We start from the raw sequence: 17028 nt of genomic DNA, 5'->3' as shown, positions 1-17028 counted from the left end.
ATGGAACGGCGGACGGAGACCCAGGCTCTCCCACGGGCTTGGTGTCCCAAAGGTGCAACGGTCTTCCATCCGCCACCGCAACAGGCAGTACTACGCCAATAGCGGGTAAAGGGAAGTTACAAAGGTGCCGGCAGGCGGATGAGGGGCAGGCACCGGCAATCTCCTTAGCCTTGCGGGTCCTTTGCCGGCGCCGGCTTGCGGTTCAGATTGCGCCGGATCATGCCGAGATTTGCTCCGCCGATCAGGAAGGCGGCGGCGAAATAGACCAGCATGGCAATCGCAATCAGCAGCCCGAGGGTGCCGACCTTGGTCAGAACCGGCGCGCCGGAGGCAAGCGAGGGCGCAAAGTGCTGCTTGAGGAAGACGATCGCCGCACCCATCACGGCTGCGGCGACGATCAGCAGGACGGTGCGTTTTGCCAGCGCCCATTCCCATGTCAGATGGCCGCGGCGCAGAAGCGTGGTGAACAGCAGCACGGTGCTGATCCAGCCGGCGGTGGCTTCGGCAACGGCGATGCCGGGCGCGCCCATATAGGGAAAGAGGGTCAGCGCCGTGGCGCAGTTGGTGGCCACCGCGATTGCCGAAAAGCGCATCGGCGTCTTGGTGTCCTCGCGCGCATAGAAGCCGGGCTGCAGCGCCTTGATCAGCACGAAGGCCGGCAGGCCGATGCCGTAGATCGCCAGGATCGAGCCGACGACGGCGGTGTTTTCCTGATGGAAGGCGCCGCGCTCGTAGAGCACGCGGATGATCTCGTCGGAGAGGATCCACAGCGCGAAGGCGGCGGGGATCGTCAAAAACAGCACGAATTCGATAGAGCGGTTCTGCAGGTTTCCGGCTTCGCGCAGATTGCCGCCCTTCAGCGCCCGGGCAAGTTCCGGCAGCAGCACCACGCCGACGGCAACGCCGACGACGCCGAGCGGCAGCTGGTAGATCCGGTCGGCATATTGCAGCGCTGCAATCGCGCCCTCGCGAGAGGAGGCGATCGCCTGGCCGATCAGCTGGTTGATCTGGGTGATGCCGCCGGTCACTGCAGCCGGCACCGCCAGGATCAGCAGCCGCTTGACGTTCGGGGTCATCTTCGGGAAGCGGAAGCCGATGCTCATGCCGGCCGCAAGCACGCCGACATAGACGACGGCGAGCTGCAGGACGCCGGCGGCAAGAACGCCAAAGGAGAGATACCAGGCCGTCGTCAGCGGATCGGCACCGGTATGGAGCGCATAAAACAGCGCCCCGATCATCACCACGTTGAGGAAGACCGGCGCGATGGCCGCGGCGAAGAAATGGTGCAGCGAATTCAGCATGCCGCTCATCATCGCCGTCAGCGACATGCACATCAGATAGGGAAACATCACCGCCGCCATGCGGATGGTGATCGAGAATTTGTCGGGATCGTCGGCAAAGCCCGGTGCAATGACGAAGCGCACCAGGAGCGGCATGGCAAGCTCCATCACGATGGTGATGAGCAGCAGCACCGAAAACAGCACGCCGAAGACTTCTTCCGAAAAGCGCTTGGCGCCATCGGTGCCGTTCGCCTCGATCTCCTTGGCAAAAAGTGGCACGAAGGCGGCGTTGAAGGCGCCTTCGGCAAACAGCCGGCGAAACAGGTTCGGAAAGCGGAAGGCGGCATAAAAGACGTCGGCCATCGGCCCGGTGCCGAGTGCGGCGGCCATCAGCGTTTCGCGGGCGAAGCCGAAGATGCGGCTGCCGAGGGTGGCGCCGCCGACGGTTGCGAATTTCTTGACGAGGCTCATTCGTGGGGGCTCATGCTTGGTCGCTCATGCGGGGGAATCGGCTTTCTTTTCGGCTGAGGGCAATGTCCGGGCGGTGGCAGCCGGCGCGATGATGCCGGAAGGCATGCGCTCACGCAGCTCGTCTTCCTCCTCGGCCATGACGGCCTTCATTCGGGCGGTGATGTTGGCGCGCTTGCTGTCGCCGGAGATCTTCTGGCCGACCAGATCGGTGACGTAGAAAGTGTCGATCACCTTCTCGCCGAAGGTGGTGATGCGGGCCGACTGGATGTCGAGCGACAGGTCGGAGAGCACGGCGGTGATTTCCGACAGCAGCCCCGGCCGGTCGAGGCATTCGACCTCGATGACCGTGAACTTGTTCGACAGGCTGTTGGTGATGTTGACCGACGGCGGAATGACGAAGGCCTTGTTCTTCTTGCGGTGGCGCGCGCGCGTGGCGATCACCTCGGGCAGCCGCTTGCGGCCGGACAGCACGTCCTCGATCATCCGTCCGATCGTCGCGGCCCGGCGCAGCTCGTCGGCATCGTCGGCAAATTCGCGGCTGACATGGATGGTGTCGAGCGCCCGCCCGTCCGACGTCGTGAAGATCTGCGCGTCGACGATGTTGGCTCCGGCCGCAGCACACGCCCCGGCGATGACGGCGAGCAGGCGCGGATGGTCGGGCGACAGCACGGTGATCTCGGTGATCGCATGGAAACTGTCGGTGCGCACCGTGGTGGCCAGCGCCTGGCCGGATTTGTCGGCCTGGCGGATGAAGTGGGCGTGGCGGATCTGGTCTTCCAGCGGCACGGAGAGCAGATAGGGCTGGTAGTGCAGCTTGGTATAGGTATTGCGGTCCTTCTGGCTCCAGTCGGCGAGTGCCGAATGCAGCGCCTCGGCGGCGGCACCGGCACGCTCCTTGCGGGAGACCTCCGAAAAACCGCCGGCCAGCAGCAGCTCGGTTTCGTAGTAGAGCGTGCGCAGCAACTGGCCCTTCCAACCGTTCCAGACGCCCGGACCGACGGCGCGGATATCGCAGATCGTCAGGATCAACAGCATCTTCAACCGGTCGAGCGACTGTACGCGGTCGGCAAAATCGGTAATCGTCTTGCGATCGGTGAGGTCGCGGGTCTGCGCCACCATCGACATGGTCAGATGTTCCTCGATCAGCCAGACGACGATTTCCGTCTGCTTCTGCGACAGACCGAAGCGGCTGCAGAGCTTGCGGGCGACGCGGGCGCCGGCGATCGAATGATCCTCCTGGCGGCCCTTGGCGATGTCGTGCAGCAGAACGGCGACATAAAGCGCCTCGCGATCCTCGATGCCTGAGAACAGCTTGTTGGCGAGCGGATGCAGATCCTCGGAGCGTCCCTGGTCGATCTCGGAGAGAACGTCGACGGTGCGGATCAGATGTTCGTCCACCGTATAGTGGTGATACATGTTGAACTGCATCATCGCGACGATCTTGCCGAATTCGGGAATGAAGCGGCCGAGCACCCCGGCCTCGTTCATCCGCCGCAGGATGAGCGCCGGATCGCGCTTCGACGTCAGGATCGACATGAACAGGCGGTTCGCCTCGTCGTTTTCCCGCAGATTATTATCGATCAGCGCCAGCGAACGGGTGACACGTTTCAGCGCGTCCGGGTGGAATTCCAGCCCGTTGATGTCGGCGACGTGGAAGAGCCGGAGGATGCTGACCGGATCGCGCTTGAAGACCTCAGCGTCGGCAAGCGCGATGCGGCCGCGGTCCTCGACGAATTCGACGCTGCCGGCGATCTTGCGATTGCGATGGGTGAAGCGGCTAATGACGCCGGTGAGGCCCGGGATCGACTTCGCCTGCTGGTCTTCGAGCGCGGCGCAGAGGATGCGGGTGAGGTCGCCGACATCCTTGGCGACGAGGAAATAGTGCTTCATGAAGCGCTCGACCGCCGACAGGCCCGGGCGGGTGTGATAGCCGAAGGCTTCGGCGATCTCGCGCTGGATGTCGAACGACAGACGCTCCTCGGCCTTGCCGGTCAGGAAGTGCATATGGCAGCGCACCGCCCAGAGAAAATCGTCGGCTTTCTCAAGCAGACGGTATTCGTGCTTCGACAGCACGCCGAGCTTGACCAGCTCCGCCTGGTCGCGCACGTGATAATAATATTTCGAGATCCAGAACAGCGTGTGCAGGTCGCGAAGCCCGCCCTTGCCTTCCTTGACGTTCGGTTCGACGAGATAGCGCGTATCACCCGCCTTGCGGTGGCGCTCGTCGCGCTCGGCAAGCTTGGCAGCGATGAATTCCGGGCCGGTACCAGTGACGATTTCCTTGTCGAAGCGGGTCTCGAGTTCGGTTTCCAGCCGTTGCAGGCCGCAGATGTAGCGCATCTCCAGGATGGCGGTGCGGATCGTCATGTCGGACTTGGAAAGCGCGATGCATTCCTCCACCGTGCGGGTGGCGTGGCCGACCTTGAAGCCCATGTCCCAGAGCACGTAGAGCATGAATTCGACCGCCTTGTGCGTCTCTTCCGCCGGCCTCGGCGGGAAGAGGAAAAGCAGGTCGATATCGGAGCCGGGCGCCAGCGTGTCGCGACCGTAGCCGCCGACGGCGGTGACCGCGAACTTGTCCTTCTGCTGTGGAAAGATATGGGCGGTGGCGAAATTGTAGAGGACAGTGATGATCTGATCCTGCAGCCAGGAAATCCGGTAGGCGCAATTCAGCCCGCCGCCATCGGCCATCAGTGCGGCCCGCGCCTTCTGCCGGCCTTCGGTGCTTGCCTTTTTCAATACGGCGAGAAGATCGGCGCGCAGCACGTCGGGTCGGTTGCGGTTGGCCTCGCCAACGGCGTCGCACTGCTTCTGCAAGAATTCGACGTCAAGGATATGAGAAAAATCAAGCTCGCGCATCGCTTTCGCCGGGGTGGTTTCCTGTTCATGCCGGACGGCCTGATCCTGGCTCGCCTCGTGTTTCGTCTGCATGCGCTATAATCCCTTTATCAGGCGATTGACACGCGCCCTCATACTGCAAGAACCTTTAAATTTGGCGAAATGGTGTTGGTAAGCCGCGCGACAGCCTGACACCACGTTGGGTCAGGAGATTGCCGAAACCAGCCCCTCATCCGCCTGCCGGCAGCTTCTCCCCGTAAACGGGGCGAAGGGAGATAGCCGCGCCCTCTCCGTTTCTCGCCTGTCTCTCGCAGGGCACGTCCACTCGCCCCGTTTACGGGGAGAGGGTTAGGGTGAGGGGCAGTCACAGGCGCAAGCTGAACAGCAGTGGCGCAACAGCTGGCGTTTCCCCGAACGCTCAAAGGGCGGCCCGCGCATTCAGCAAATGCAGCACCTGCCGTGTCTCTCTCATGATCTCCTCAAGCGACTGCCGGTCGCATTCGCGATAACCTGCCTTGGCGATCGACGTTCCGAGCTCCGAGATCATAGCGCAACAGCGGGTAATTTTCAGCATGCCGATCGGCGACGTCCAGCCGCGCGCATTGCGATCGGCATCGGCGCGCCGCATCGTATCGAGCATCGAGCAGATGAGCGAGAGGCGCTCCGTTTCGCGAATCAGCTTTTCCATGAACATCGCGTACCGCTGCCCTATTTCAGTTTCTTCTTGAGGTCGTAAAGTGCATCCATTGCCTCGCGCGGCGTCATGTCGTCAAGGCTCATCGCCTTCAGCGCCTCCTCGACCTTGGACGGTCCGCGAGCCGTGTCTTCGCGGCGCACCGCCACCTGGAAGAGCGGCAGGTCGTCGATCAGCTGGCTCGCGGGGTTCTTGCGGTCGGCATCCTCCAGACGGGTCAGCACATCGCGGGCTCGTGTCACGACTGAAGCCGGAAGCCCGGCAAGGCGGGCGACCTGGATGCCGTAGGAGCGGTCTGCCGCACCCGGACCGACCTCATGCAGGAAAATGACGTCGCCGTCCCATTCCTTGACCCGCATCGTGGCGTTCGACAGCCGGCCGAGCTTTTCCGAAAGCACGGTCAGCTCATGGAAATGCGTGGCGAAGAGGCCGCGGCAGCGGTTGGCTTCATGCAGGTGCTCGACGGAGGCCCAGGCGATCGACAGGCCGTCGAAGGTGGCGGTGCCGCGGCCGATCTCGTCGAGGATGACCAGCGAACGGTCGCTCGCCTGGTTGAGGATCGCAGCTGTTTCGACCATCTCGACCATGAAGGTGGAGCGCCCGCGGGCCAGGTCGTCGGAGGCGCCGACGCGCGAGAAAAGTCGGTCGACGATGCCGATATGGGCTGATGTTGCCGGTACGAAGCAGCCCATCTGCGCCAGGATGGCGATCAGCGCGTTCTGCCGCAGGAAGGTCGACTTGCCGCCCATGTTCGGCCCGGTCAACAGCCAGATCGCGCCGTCCCTGTCGCCGGTCTTCGGCGAGAGATCGCAATTGTTGGCGACAAAGGGCCCGCCCGCCTGCCGCCGCAGCGCCTGCTCGACGACCGGATGGCGCCCGCCTTCGATGGCAAACATCTTTGAGCCGTCGACCTGTGGGCGGCAATAGGCCTGCTCTTCGGCGAGAAGCGCCAGTCCTGCGGCAACATCGATGACGGCAAGCGCCCGGGCGCCGGATTTGATCGCCTCGGCTTCCGCAACCACGGCCGCCGTCATCTTCTCGAAGGCGGCGAACTCGATCGTCAGCGCCCGGTCGGCGGCGTTGGCGATGCGGCTTTCGAGATCGGCAAGTTCGGTGGTGGTGAAGCGCATCGCGCTCGCCATCGTCTGGCGGTGGATGAAGCGGGCCTTGGCTTCAGCCGTCTCGGTCATCGGCGAGGCATTGCCGGCGGTGACCTCGATGAAATAGCCGAGGATGTTGTTGTGCTTGATCTTCAGCGACCGGATGCCGGTCTCCTCGGCATATTGCAATTGCAGGCCGGCGATCACCCGCCGCGACTGGTCGCGCAGTGCCCGCACTTCGTCGAGCTCGGCGCTGGCGCCGTCGCGCAGGAACCCGCCGTCGCGTTTCAACAGCGGCAGTTCGTCGGCGAGTGTCTCGGCCAGCAGGGTTTCGAGCGTTGCGGGTAGGGCTTGCAGCGCGGACAGCGCCTGGCCGAGTTCTTCAGGCAACATCGCGCTGGCGCGCATGGCCGCAACTTCGCTCGCCGCTTGAAGTCCCTGGCGGATCGCCGCGAGATCGCGCGGACCGCCGCGGTCGAGCGCCAGCCGCGACAGCGCCCGCGGCATGTCCGGCACATGTTTCAGCGTGTCGCGCAGATTGCCGCAGAGCAGAGGCTCGTCGATCAGGAAGCCGATCGAGTCGAGTCGAGCATTGATGCGGACGGGGTCGGTCAGCGGCGACATCAATCGCTCGGCAAGAAGCCGCGCCCCGCCGCCGGTGACGGTGCGGTCGATCGCTTTCAGGAGCGAGCCGTTGCGGTCGCCAGACAGCGTCCGGGCAAGTTCCAGATTGGCGCGGGTGGCGGGGTCGATGAACAGCGTCGAAGCCGCACTTTCCCGCTCCGGCTTTCCAAGCGGCGGCCGCTCGGCGATCTGCGTCTTCTCGACATAAGCGACGGCGGCGGCCGCTGCCGCCACCTCGGCGCGCGAGAAGGTGCCGAAGCCGTCGAGCGTCGCGACGCCGAAATAACGCGCGATCCGGCCTTCGGCGCTGGCGCTGTCGAAGAGCACGGAAGGCTGGGGCACCGCGGTGCGGCCGAGCACATCGAAGACCGGCTTCAGTTCCGGATCGTGGAAGATCGTGTCGGGCAGGATGAGCTCGCGCGGATCGATGCGCAGGATATCGGCAAGCAGCCGCGAGGCTTCGGTCTCGGCCAGTCGGAAGACGCCTGTGGAAATATCGATCCAGGCTAGCGCCAGCAAGGGTTCTGCCCCGCTGCGAATGCGGGTCAGCGCCATCAGATAGTTGGATTCCGAGGGCGAAAGCAGCTTTTCCTCGGTGATCGTGCCTGGCGTGACCAAGCGGACGACATCGCGCTTGACGACGGATTTGCCGCCGCGTTTTTTCGCTTCGGCCGGATCCTCGATCTGCTCGCAGACGGCGACGCGGAAACCGAGTGAAATCAGCTTCTGCAGATAATCGTCGGCCGCATGCACCGGAACGCCGCACATCGGGATGTCCTGGCCCATGTGTTGGCCTCGCTTCGTCAGCGTGATGCCGAGCGCGCGTGAGGCTTCCAGCGCATCTTCGAAGAACAGCTCGTAGAAATCACCCATGCGATAAAAGAGCAGCGAACCCGGATTGTTCGCCTTGATCTCGATATATTGCTCCATCATCGGCGTCGCCGAGGCACGGCTTTCCGCCGTGGCAAGCTCGGCAGCCGAAAAGGCTTCATTCCCTGTGTCGATGCGTGCGTTCACGGAGGTGCGGGTTTTCCCAAAAAAACAGGTGCCAACCCTATCCGCGCGCCGCTATAGATGACAACAGCATTTGAGGAAGAGCAAAGCGTCGCCCACAAGACGTTGGAGGATTTATGCCCGATATCGATAAGAAGGACCGGCCGGCGACATCAGTTACCGACCAGGAGGCGCTTGAATTTCACGCCATGGGCCGCCCAGGGAAACTGGAAGTCGTCCCGACCAAGCCGATGGCAACGCAGCGCGACCTCTCGCTTGCCTATTCGCCGGGTGTTGCCGTGCCGGTCAAGGCGATCGCCGCCGACCCGCAGACGGCTTATGATTACACGGCGCGGGGCAACATGGTCGCGGTCATTTCCAACGGCACGGCGATCCTCGGTCTCGGCAATCTCGGTGCGCTGGCTTCCAAGCCGGTCATGGAAGGCAAGGCGGTGCTGTTCAAGCGCTTCGCCGACGTCGATTCCATCGACCTCGAGATCGATACGGAAAATGTCGACGAGTTCATCAATTGCGTGCGTTTCCTCGGCCCCTCCTTCGGCGGCATCAACCTCGAGGATATCAAGGCGCCGGACTGCTTCGTCATCGAAAGCCGGCTGCGCGAGCTGATGGATATTCCCGTCTTCCATGACGACCAGCACGGAACGGCAATCATCGCCGCCGCCGGCCTGATCAACGCGCTGGAGCTGACCGGCCGCGACCTGAAGACGACGAAGCTCGTCTGCAATGGTGCCGGTGCTGCGGCGATCGCCTGTATCGAGCTCATCAAGGCGATGGGCTTTGCGCCTGAGAACATCATCCTCTGCGACACCAAGGGCGTCATCTACCAGGGTCGCACCGAAGGCATGAACCAGTGGAAATCGGCGCATGCGGCAAAGACCGACACGCGCACGCTTGAAGAGGCGATGGAGGGCGCCGACGTGGTTTTCGGGCTGTCGCAGAAGGGTGCGTTTTCGGCCGAAATGATCCGCTCGATGGCCGAGCGGCCGATCATCTTCGCCATGGCCAATCCCGATCCCGAGATCACCCCGGAAGAGGTGGCCCGCATCCGCGATGACGCCATCATGGCGACCGGCCGTTCGGACTATCCGAACCAGGTCAACAACGTCCTCGGTTTTCCCTATATTTTCCGCGGCGCTCTCGATGTCCGTGCCTCCACAATCAACGACGCGATGAAGATCGCCGCCGTCAAGGCGCTGGCAAACCTCGCCCGTGAGGATGTGCCCGATGACGTGGTGGCCGCCTATCAGGGCAACCGGCCGCGTTTCGGGTCGCAATACATCATCCCCGTTCCCTTCGATCCGCGGCTGATCTCGGCGATCCCGGTCGCGGTCGCTGAAGCGGCGATCGAAAGCGGCGTCGCCCGCAAGGTCATCACCGATATGGCCGGTTACGCCCGCGAGCTTTCGGCACGCCGCGATCCGATCGCCTCGACCTTGGCACGGCTCTACGAGCGTGTGCGCCGGCATCCGAAGCGGATCGTCTTTGCCGAGGCCGAGGAGGAACAGGTCCTGCGAGCCGCGATGTCCTATGCCAACCAGCAGCTCGGCACCGCTATCCTGCTCGGCCGCGAGGATCTGATCCGGGCAACGGCGGAACGCGCCGGCATCGATCTCAACCGGCCGGGCCTCGAGATCGTCAATGCCCGTATTTCGACCCGGGTCGAGGCCTATATCGACTATCTCTATGCCAGGCTGCAGCGGCAGGGTTACCTCTACCGCGACGCCCAGCGGCTGATCCACAACGACCGCAACCATTTCGCCGCCACCATGGTAGCGCTCGGCGACGCCGACGGCATGGTGACCGGCATCACCCGCAACTATTCGACGGCGCTCGAAGATGTGCGCCGCTGCATCGACAAGAAGCCCGGCCACCGCATCATCGGCGTATCGCTGGCGCTTTGCCGCGGCCGCACGGTCTTCGTGGCCGATACCGCCGTACACGACATGCCGACAGCCGAGGAGCTTGCCGATATCGCCGAAGAGGCTGCGGGTCTGGCGCGGCGCATGGGCTATCCGCCGCGTGTCGCCCTGCTGGCCTATTCCACCTTCGGCCATCCCTCCGGCGAACGCTCGGAGCGGGTGCGCGAGGCGGTGAAAATCCTCGACAAGCGTCGCGTCGATTTCGAATATGACGGCGAGATGGCCGCCGACGTCGCTCTGAACCGCAAGGTGATGGAGCAATATCCGTTCTGCCGCCTGTCCGGTCCTGCCAACGTGCTGGTCATGCCGGCTTTCCACTCGGCCTCGATCTCGACCAAGATGCTGCAGGAGCTCGGCGGCTCCACGGTGATCGGCCCGATCCTCGTCGGCGTCGACAAGCCGGTGCAGATCACCTCGATGGGCGCCAAGGACAGCGACATCGTCAACATGGCGGCGATCGCCGCTTATGGCGCGGGTTCGTAACTTTCTCCCGCATAGGGACGGAATTCAGTGCTTGGCCGACAGCGCGTCGGGCAGGTACTTGCGCGGCTATAGAATGGCGGCGAGAGCGGCATCTTCTGCATGGCGCGGATAAGATAAAGCCCCTTCCGCCCGCTTAAAGGCGAGGATCATGTTGAGAACAAACTTGTCGTTTCGGCCGTCGTGGTCGCCAGCCTATTCGCTTACACGAAATTGATGGCCAAGGTCGGCTCCGGCTCGCCGCCTCCAGATGCGCCGTTGGAGCAGCGCGGGCTGACCTCATTCGCGTTTATAAATCCGAACGTCGCATGGTCCTTCTCAGAGGCGATGCGCCCATCTCGACATACTGGGTTTCTCTGGGGTCATCTGCCGATGCGGGTCCAAAGCAACGAGAAGGTGACGAGAAAACACCAGAAGGGCGTTACGAAATCGACTGGCGAAATCCAGACTCCATGGCGCATCTCAGTCTGCACATTTCCTATCCAAACCCGGATGATCGGCACAACGCCGAAGCCGGTGGCTTTCCGCCTGGCGGCAATATCGTGATCCGCGGGCTTCCCAATGGTTGGGGCCTGCTCGGATATATCATCGACTGTGGGATTGGACCGACGGGTGTATTGCCGTCACCAACGCGGAGATGCGCGATATTTGGGCGCGTGTCCCCAACCAGACACCGATAGAGATCGTGCCCTGAAGCATTGCAGCTGCATGCCGCCCGAAAGTGTGCAGCGGTTTCGGGACAACGACATGCATAAAAACAAAGGCTTCAGCGTTTAGCTCGCGAAACGGCCGGCGTCGGCGCCATAATAATTCAGGTAGCGGTCGGAAATGCTGGAGATCGGCAGCACGATCAGCACGTCGGTCGTGTTGAAGGCATGATCGACCACGGCGCTGGAGCCGACCATCGCACCAAGGCGCATATAACCCTTGATCAGCGGCGGCAGCGCCATCAGCGCCCGCTTCGGGTTGACCGCCTCGACCGGCATCAGGTCCATGTTGCGGGCGAGATGCGGCAGTGCGCTGACGGCCCATTCGTTCTTCGCCAGCACATTGTGGTAGAGGAAAGACAGCGCCAGCGCATGGCTTTCCAGATAGACGCCGGGGAACGAGGCGCAGCCGAACATGGCGCTGACGCCGTGCTTCAGCGCATAGGCCCAGTTGCCCTGCCACAGGAGTTCGACGGTGCGCTTGGTGCGGTATTCCGGCAGCACGCAGGAACGGCCAAGCTCCATGAAGCGCTTGTCCGAATGTTTGGCAATGAGGTCGTCGATCTCGAATTCGGAAGCCGAGTAAAAACCGCCATTGGAGAGGGCGACATCCTGGCGCAGCAGCCGGTAGGTGCCGACGATCTGGTCTTCCGGATCACCCTCGATCGTGCGGTCGAGAACGAGAAGATGGTCGCAGAAGGCGTCATAGGCATCGACATCCCGCTGGCGGCGCATGGCGTCAAGCGGCAGTTGTGCCTTCATTTCGTCGACGAAGACGCGGTAGCGTACGGCCTGGGCGGCATCGATTTCGCGCGCCGTGCGGGCGAGGCGGGTTTCCAGATTACCGATGCGGCCGAGGATATCGCCGTCCTTCTGCGCAGCCGCCGTCGGGGGCGGTGCAGCCTCGGCGGTGGTGTCACGATTCAGGATGTCGATGGCGGACATGACGATTCTCCCGTTGCCGGTTTATCGACGCCATAAAACACTTCTCTGCGACAGGAAAGTGACATATTGGATTTCCCAGCGCAAGACGCATGCTGGCCCCGCGGCACGTTACCGCGCCTCTGCCCGACGGGCGGAAAGTGCGGCGACCGCTTGAACTTCGGTCAGCAACCGAACCGGGTCGACGGGCTTTACCATGACGCGGTTGGCGCCGTTCAACAAGACCTGACGACGCGATTCGTCGCTCTTGTCGGCGGTGAGCACGATCACCGGTACCGGGGCAAGGTCGAGCCGCCTTTCGTGGCCGCGCAGGCGTCCCAGCATGTCGATGCCGTTGCCGCCAGGCATCGACAGGTCGCTGATGATGATATCGGGCCGGGCATTCGCCTCGCAGAGAGCGCAGTCGAGCAGCGCCTCGAAATCCTCGACATGGCGCACATTATGCCCGCCCTTTTCGAGCACGACGCGCACCAGCATGGCATTGATCGGATCGTCCTCGCCAAGCAGGATGTTGAGCCCGCTGGCTGTAACCAGCGTCTCCGCCACCGAAAGGCCGAAGCCCGGCTGATTGTCGTTCAGCGCGTCGCGCTTCTCCATGCCGCGCATGCGCCCGCGCAGCACGTCGATCAGCGACTGTTCGCGCAACGGCCGGATGAGCCAGGCATCGAAGAGGTCGAGCGGATGGGCGCTGCGCTCTTCCGGATTGACGAGCAGGACCTTGCGCAGGCCAAGGGCGGCGATTTCGGCGCGGTCGGCAAGATGGGCGGAAAATTCCGCCGACATGCGATGGTCGATGATGATATCGGTCGGCCGCTTTCCGCCGTTGGCCAAGCCGAGCAGCGCTGCCCGCGCGCTCTCGCCGTCTGCGACGAGATGGCAGAGACCGCCGAGCGTGGTGATCGTCTCGGCGATGGCGGTGCGCGCGGCACCCGCCGGCGCCAACAGCACGACGCTGTTGCCGGCAAGCAGCGTATTTCGCCTGTCGGGGCGCTCGCTGCCGATATCGACAGGGAAGCGGATGGTGAATTCGCTGCCTCTGCCCTTTTCGCTCGCGACCGTGAGCGTGCCGTTGAATTCGCGCATGATGCGGGCGGAGATGGCAAGGCCGAGCCCGGTGCCGCTGCTCCTGTCGGCACCGGTCCCGCCTTGCTCGAACTCGCCGAAGACGCGCGCCTGCTCCTCCGCTGTCATGCCGGGACCGCTATCGGTGACGGTGATCGATAGGTCGTCTGCGTCGAGCGTCACGCGAATGAAGACGCCGCCGACCTGGGTGAACTTCACGGCATTGCCGATGACGTTGAACAGAACCTGGCGCAGCCGCGCCGGATCGAAGCTCATATTTTCCGGCACGTCGGATGACACCGTGGCGCCGATCTCGATTCCTTTTTCATGCGCCCGATGGGCGAGCATCTCGACAACGCTTTCCAGAAGCTTGCGCAGCGATTCCGAGCGCGGGTGCAGCGCGAAGCGGCCGACCTCGATGGTGGAGAAATCGAGCAGATCCTCGACGAGCTGGGTCAGCGCGTGGCCGGACTGGCGGATATTGGCGAGATAGTTCTGCTGCTCCTGCGTCAGCCGCGTCTCGGCGAGCAGATGCGTCATGCCGAGGATGCCGGAAAGCGGCGTGCGCACCTCGTGACTGACGGTCGCAAGCAGCCTCGATTTGGCGGCGCTGTTATATTCGGCCTTCTGGCGGGCCTCCTCGCGGCCCTGCGCGATCAGCCGCTCGTCGGTCACATCACGCGCGACGCTCTGCAGCAGCAGACGGCCGTTTGCCGGGTCGCGGGTGACGACGTCGCGCCAGAGAAAGATGCGCTGGCCGTCCGGCGTCGAGATCTCGACGTCAAAGCAGTGCGGTATCGGGCCGGGGCGGAAGGCAAGCCCGATCTCCTCGCAACTCCGTCCTTCCGGACGCAGCCGCCCGGTCAGGCGGCGAAACGTGTCGTTGGCAGAGATGATGCGCCGGTCCATGCTGCGGCTGACGGTGATGTCGCCGAGTACGTCGTGCACGTCGGCAAACAGCTTTGCGCCATCGTTCCAATCCGGCAGGGATTTGCCGCCGGGCGGGGCTATGCGCCGGCGAACCATCAGGACGGCGTAACTGGCGATGACGGCAAGGCCGAGAACGACAAGACCGCCCGAAAGCAGCAGCGGATCGCCGGCATGGGCAAGCAGCGTCAGGATCATCGCGGTAAGAAGGCCGGCGCCACCAAGCCAGTAGACCAGCAGGCGCCGTGTCGTTGCCGGCCCCATTTCGTTGTCATCGGCTGCCTCAGGCGCCGACGCGGGCGGTCGCAAGGAGGAGGCCCCCATCCGCTCTTCATGCGGCTTGGCGGCGGGTCCGCCGAAGGCGGCGGACAATCTTTCCTGCAACTGTCCCAGACTCTGCATGCTATTTTGATAACATGAGGCCTCTTCCGAATGCCTTCAGGAATTCGATAAGATTTTAGCGGCCGGCCTTTTTCGGCAGCAGCAGCTCGTCGAGAATGACGCAGCCGGCCCCGATCGTGATGAAGCTGTCGGCGAGATTGAACACCGCGAAGGACCAGCTTTCGGTGTGGAAAAGAATGTAATCGATCACATGGCCATAGGCGAAGCGGTCGACGAGATTGCCGATCGCGCCGGCGATGATCAGCGCATAACCGAGATGGGCGAGCCAGCGGTCCTTCGCCGTGCGGTTCCACAGCCAGATGACGAAGGCGACGATGATGAGCCGCATGCCGACGATGAACCAGCCGTCCATGCCCGACAGCATCGAAAAGGCGACGCCGAGATTGTAGGTGCGGTAGAGCGCCAGCATCGGAATAACGGGCACGGCCTCCTGCAGCGGCAGGTAATGATCGACGGCGATCTTGACGGCCTGGTCGATAAGAACGGCGACGACGATGAAGAAGAGGATCGGCGCCGGGCGCGAAAACAGCGCGGGGCGGGCATACGTCTGTTCGGTCATTTGCCCTCGGCAAGTGAGAGGAGATGGCGGCGGGCTTCGAAAAGCATGACGGCAGTGGCGACGGCAAGGTTCAAGGAATCGGCGCGGCCCTGCTGCGGAATGCGGGCAAGCGCGTCGGCCTCCCTGGCCAGCTGGTCCGGCAGGCCGGATTGCTCGTTGCCCATCAACAGCACGACGGGCTTTTTCCGGTAGTCGATCGTGCGGTAATCGACCGCGCCGGCAAGATGCGTCGCGACCACGGAAACGCCGGCCGATTTCCGCCAGGCGATGAATTCCTCCGGCGTTGCGCGTGCGACCGGAACGGCGAAGACCGAGCCCATGGTGGCCCGCACCGTTTCGAGCGAGAAGGGATCGGTCGTCTCTCCGATCAGAATGACGCCGGAAGCGCCGGCTGCATCCGCCGTGCGGATGATGGTGCCGAGATTGCCGGGGTCGCGCACCCGGTCGAGCGCCACCCAGGTCTCGCCCTCCCTCGGCCGGATACCCTTAAGCGGCGCCCAGCGTTGCTCGAAGATGCCGACCACCATCTGCGGATTGTCGCGGCGAGTGATCGAGGCAATCACCTTTTCGTTGACTTCGAGCACCAGCCCGCCCGAGGCGACGGTCCTCGCCGCCATCTGCTCGACCAGCGGCTTGCCCTTGGCCGCCTTGGCATAAACCAGGGTGCGGATCGTCCAGCCGAGTTCGATCGCATCGATGACGAGCTTTAGTCCTTCGGCCAGGAAAGTCCCGCTTTCCTCCCGCGACTTCTTGTTCGTCAGCGCTTTGATGTCCTTGATGATGGGATTGGCAAGCGAGGTGACTTCCTTCACCTGTCCGACCCTGCGCGGTCCCTGATCGTGGAAGTCCTTGCTCATTTCGGCACCCAGCGGGAAAAGAGGGAAGTGGAAAGCGCGCGGCCCTGTGTCTTGCCGTCGAGGCCCGCTTCGCGGATGACCAGTTCGCCGGATTCGACCACCCCGCCGGCGCCCCGCATCGTCTCGCGCATCAGTTCGTGGATCGAATAGAAGCTGGCGCGGATCGAATAGGCCGTCAGTACCAGACCCACCGCCTTCGGCGACAGGATCTCGCGGCAGACATCGAGCATCAATGGCAGGTGTTCGAATAGATGCCAGACTTCGCCGTTCGGGCCGCGGCCGAATTTCGGTGGATCGGTGAGAATGATGTCGTATTGGCTGCCGCGACGTTCCTCACGCAGGATGAATTTCATCGCATCCTCGCAGATCCAGCGGATCGGCAGCTTCTCCATGCGCCCGAGCGCCTGGTTCTCGCGCGCCCAGCCGATTGCCTTTTTCGACGCGTCGACATGGGTGACCTCGGCGCCGGCTGCGGCGGCAACCAGCGAGGCGACGCCGGTATAGCCGAAAAGATTCAGCACCTTCAGCGGCCGGCCGGCCTTTTCGACCTGGTCCTTCATCCAGCTCCAGTGCACGATCTGCTCGGGGAAGACACCGACATGGCGGAAGGATGTGAAGCGGCCGAGGAAATCGACGCCGAGCAGATTGAGTGGCCAGGCCTCGCCCAACGCCTCCTTGGGGAAGCGCCAGCGGCCGGTGCCTTCCTCGTCGGTATCGCCGGTGAAGACGGCATCGACCTTTTCCCAGACATGCGGCGGCAGCGATGGCCGCCATAGCGCTTGGGCCTCCGGGCGGATGATACGGTAGGGGCCGTATTGCTCGAGCTTTTCGCCGTTGCCACTGTCGATCAGGTGGAAGTCGCCGGCCCCGAGCGATTCGAGGATGACGGGCACGCGCTCGGTCGGACGCTCGCCGCTGCGGGTCATCAGCGGACGCTCGATAGCGGCAGGCACAGCCGCCTCGCGCACCGTCTCGCGGCTGGCCGCAGGCTGCGCGACCGGCTTCGGCGGCCGGCTGGCCCGATCGTCCCTGCGGCTTTCACCAGAAGAACCTGAGGTCTTCTTCTGGCCTGGCCGGCGTTCTCTCTGTTTCAACGTGCTCTTCCGCGTCTCTGTCGGGGGTATCACAATGGGTCTGCGTCCTTCACAGCGC

Annotated in this window: 10 protein-coding genes and 1 pseudogene; 2 read left to right on the top strand and 9 right to left on the bottom strand. The window is 63.5% G+C overall.

Annotated features, from left to right (window positions below):
• Window positions 1-164 precede the first annotated feature (164 nt).
• From murJ to mutS, 4 genes are all read right to left on the bottom strand, one after another.
• On the bottom strand, window positions 165-1751 hold the full coding sequence (murJ, locus tag HJB84_RS31380) for a murein biosynthesis integral membrane protein MurJ (RefSeq protein ID WP_221117810.1): 1587 nt from the start codon (window positions 1749-1751) through the stop codon (window positions 165-167).
• Window positions 1752-1775: 24 nt separating this feature from the next.
• Window positions 1776-4682: a [protein-PII] uridylyltransferase gene (locus HJB84_RS31375; protein ID WP_207582652.1), complete on the bottom strand. Its 2907-nt coding sequence runs from the start codon at window positions 4680-4682 to the stop codon at window positions 1776-1778.
• Window positions 4683-5007: 325 nt separating this feature from the next.
• Window positions 5008-5283 (bottom strand): hypothetical protein, encoded by a 276-nt coding sequence (locus HJB84_RS31370; RefSeq protein ID WP_207582653.1) that lies wholly within the window; start codon window positions 5281-5283, stop codon window positions 5008-5010.
• Window positions 5284-5297: 14 nt separating this feature from the next.
• The gene (mutS, locus tag HJB84_RS31365; RefSeq protein ID WP_221117809.1) at window positions 5298-8024 is read right to left on the bottom strand and encodes a DNA mismatch repair protein MutS; all 2727 of its coding nucleotides are present in this window, start codon (window positions 8022-8024) and stop codon (window positions 5298-5300) included.
• 113 nt (window positions 8025-8137) lie between these two features.
• Between mutS and HJB84_RS31360 the strand changes: the two genes are divergently transcribed.
• The gene (locus HJB84_RS31360) at window positions 8138-10423 is read left to right on the top strand and encodes an NADP-dependent malic enzyme (RefSeq protein WP_207582655.1); all 2286 of its coding nucleotides are present in this window, start codon (window positions 8138-8140) and stop codon (window positions 10421-10423) included.
• 213 nt (window positions 10424-10636) lie between these two features.
• Window positions 10637-11114, top strand: a pseudogene (locus tag HJB84_RS31355) (murein L,D-transpeptidase family protein).
• A 79-nt stretch (window positions 11115-11193) separates the two neighbouring features.
• Here HJB84_RS31355 and HJB84_RS31350 read toward each other — a convergent pair.
• From HJB84_RS31350 to HJB84_RS31330, 5 genes are all read right to left on the bottom strand, one after another.
• The gene (locus HJB84_RS31350) at window positions 11194-12072 is read right to left on the bottom strand and encodes a GNAT family N-acetyltransferase (RefSeq protein WP_221117808.1); all 879 of its coding nucleotides are present in this window, start codon (window positions 12070-12072) and stop codon (window positions 11194-11196) included.
• 108 nt (window positions 12073-12180) lie between these two features.
• Window positions 12181-14460, bottom strand: coding sequence for an ATP-binding protein (locus HJB84_RS31345; RefSeq protein WP_221117807.1), 2280 nt, complete (start codon window positions 14458-14460; stop codon window positions 12181-12183).
• Between the two features lie 55 nt (window positions 14461-14515).
• Window positions 14516-15019 carry a signal peptidase II gene (lspA, locus tag HJB84_RS31340; protein ID WP_207582658.1) on the bottom strand — a complete coding sequence of 168 codons (504 nt, stop codon included), beginning with the start codon at window positions 15017-15019 and terminating at the stop codon, window positions 14516-14518.
• On the bottom strand, window positions 15016-15876 hold the full coding sequence (locus HJB84_RS31335) for an RNA methyltransferase (RefSeq protein ID WP_207582659.1): 861 nt from the start codon (window positions 15874-15876) through the stop codon (window positions 15016-15018). Before HJB84_RS31335 ends, lspA begins: the two co-directional genes overlap by 4 nt.
• Window positions 15873-16970 carry a class I SAM-dependent methyltransferase gene (locus HJB84_RS31330; RefSeq protein ID WP_207582660.1) on the bottom strand — a complete coding sequence of 366 codons (1098 nt, stop codon included), beginning with the start codon at window positions 16968-16970 and terminating at the stop codon, window positions 15873-15875. Before HJB84_RS31330 ends, HJB84_RS31335 begins: the two co-directional genes overlap by 4 nt.
• Window positions 16971-17028 lie beyond the last annotated feature (58 nt).

The organism is Rhizobium sp. NZLR1b, assembly GCF_019685155.1.
Taxonomy (GTDB): Bacteria; Pseudomonadota; Alphaproteobacteria; order Rhizobiales; family Rhizobiaceae; genus Rhizobium.
Note: the sequence above shows the minus strand (reverse complement) of the source record. Positions and strands in the feature narration are given on the sequence as shown.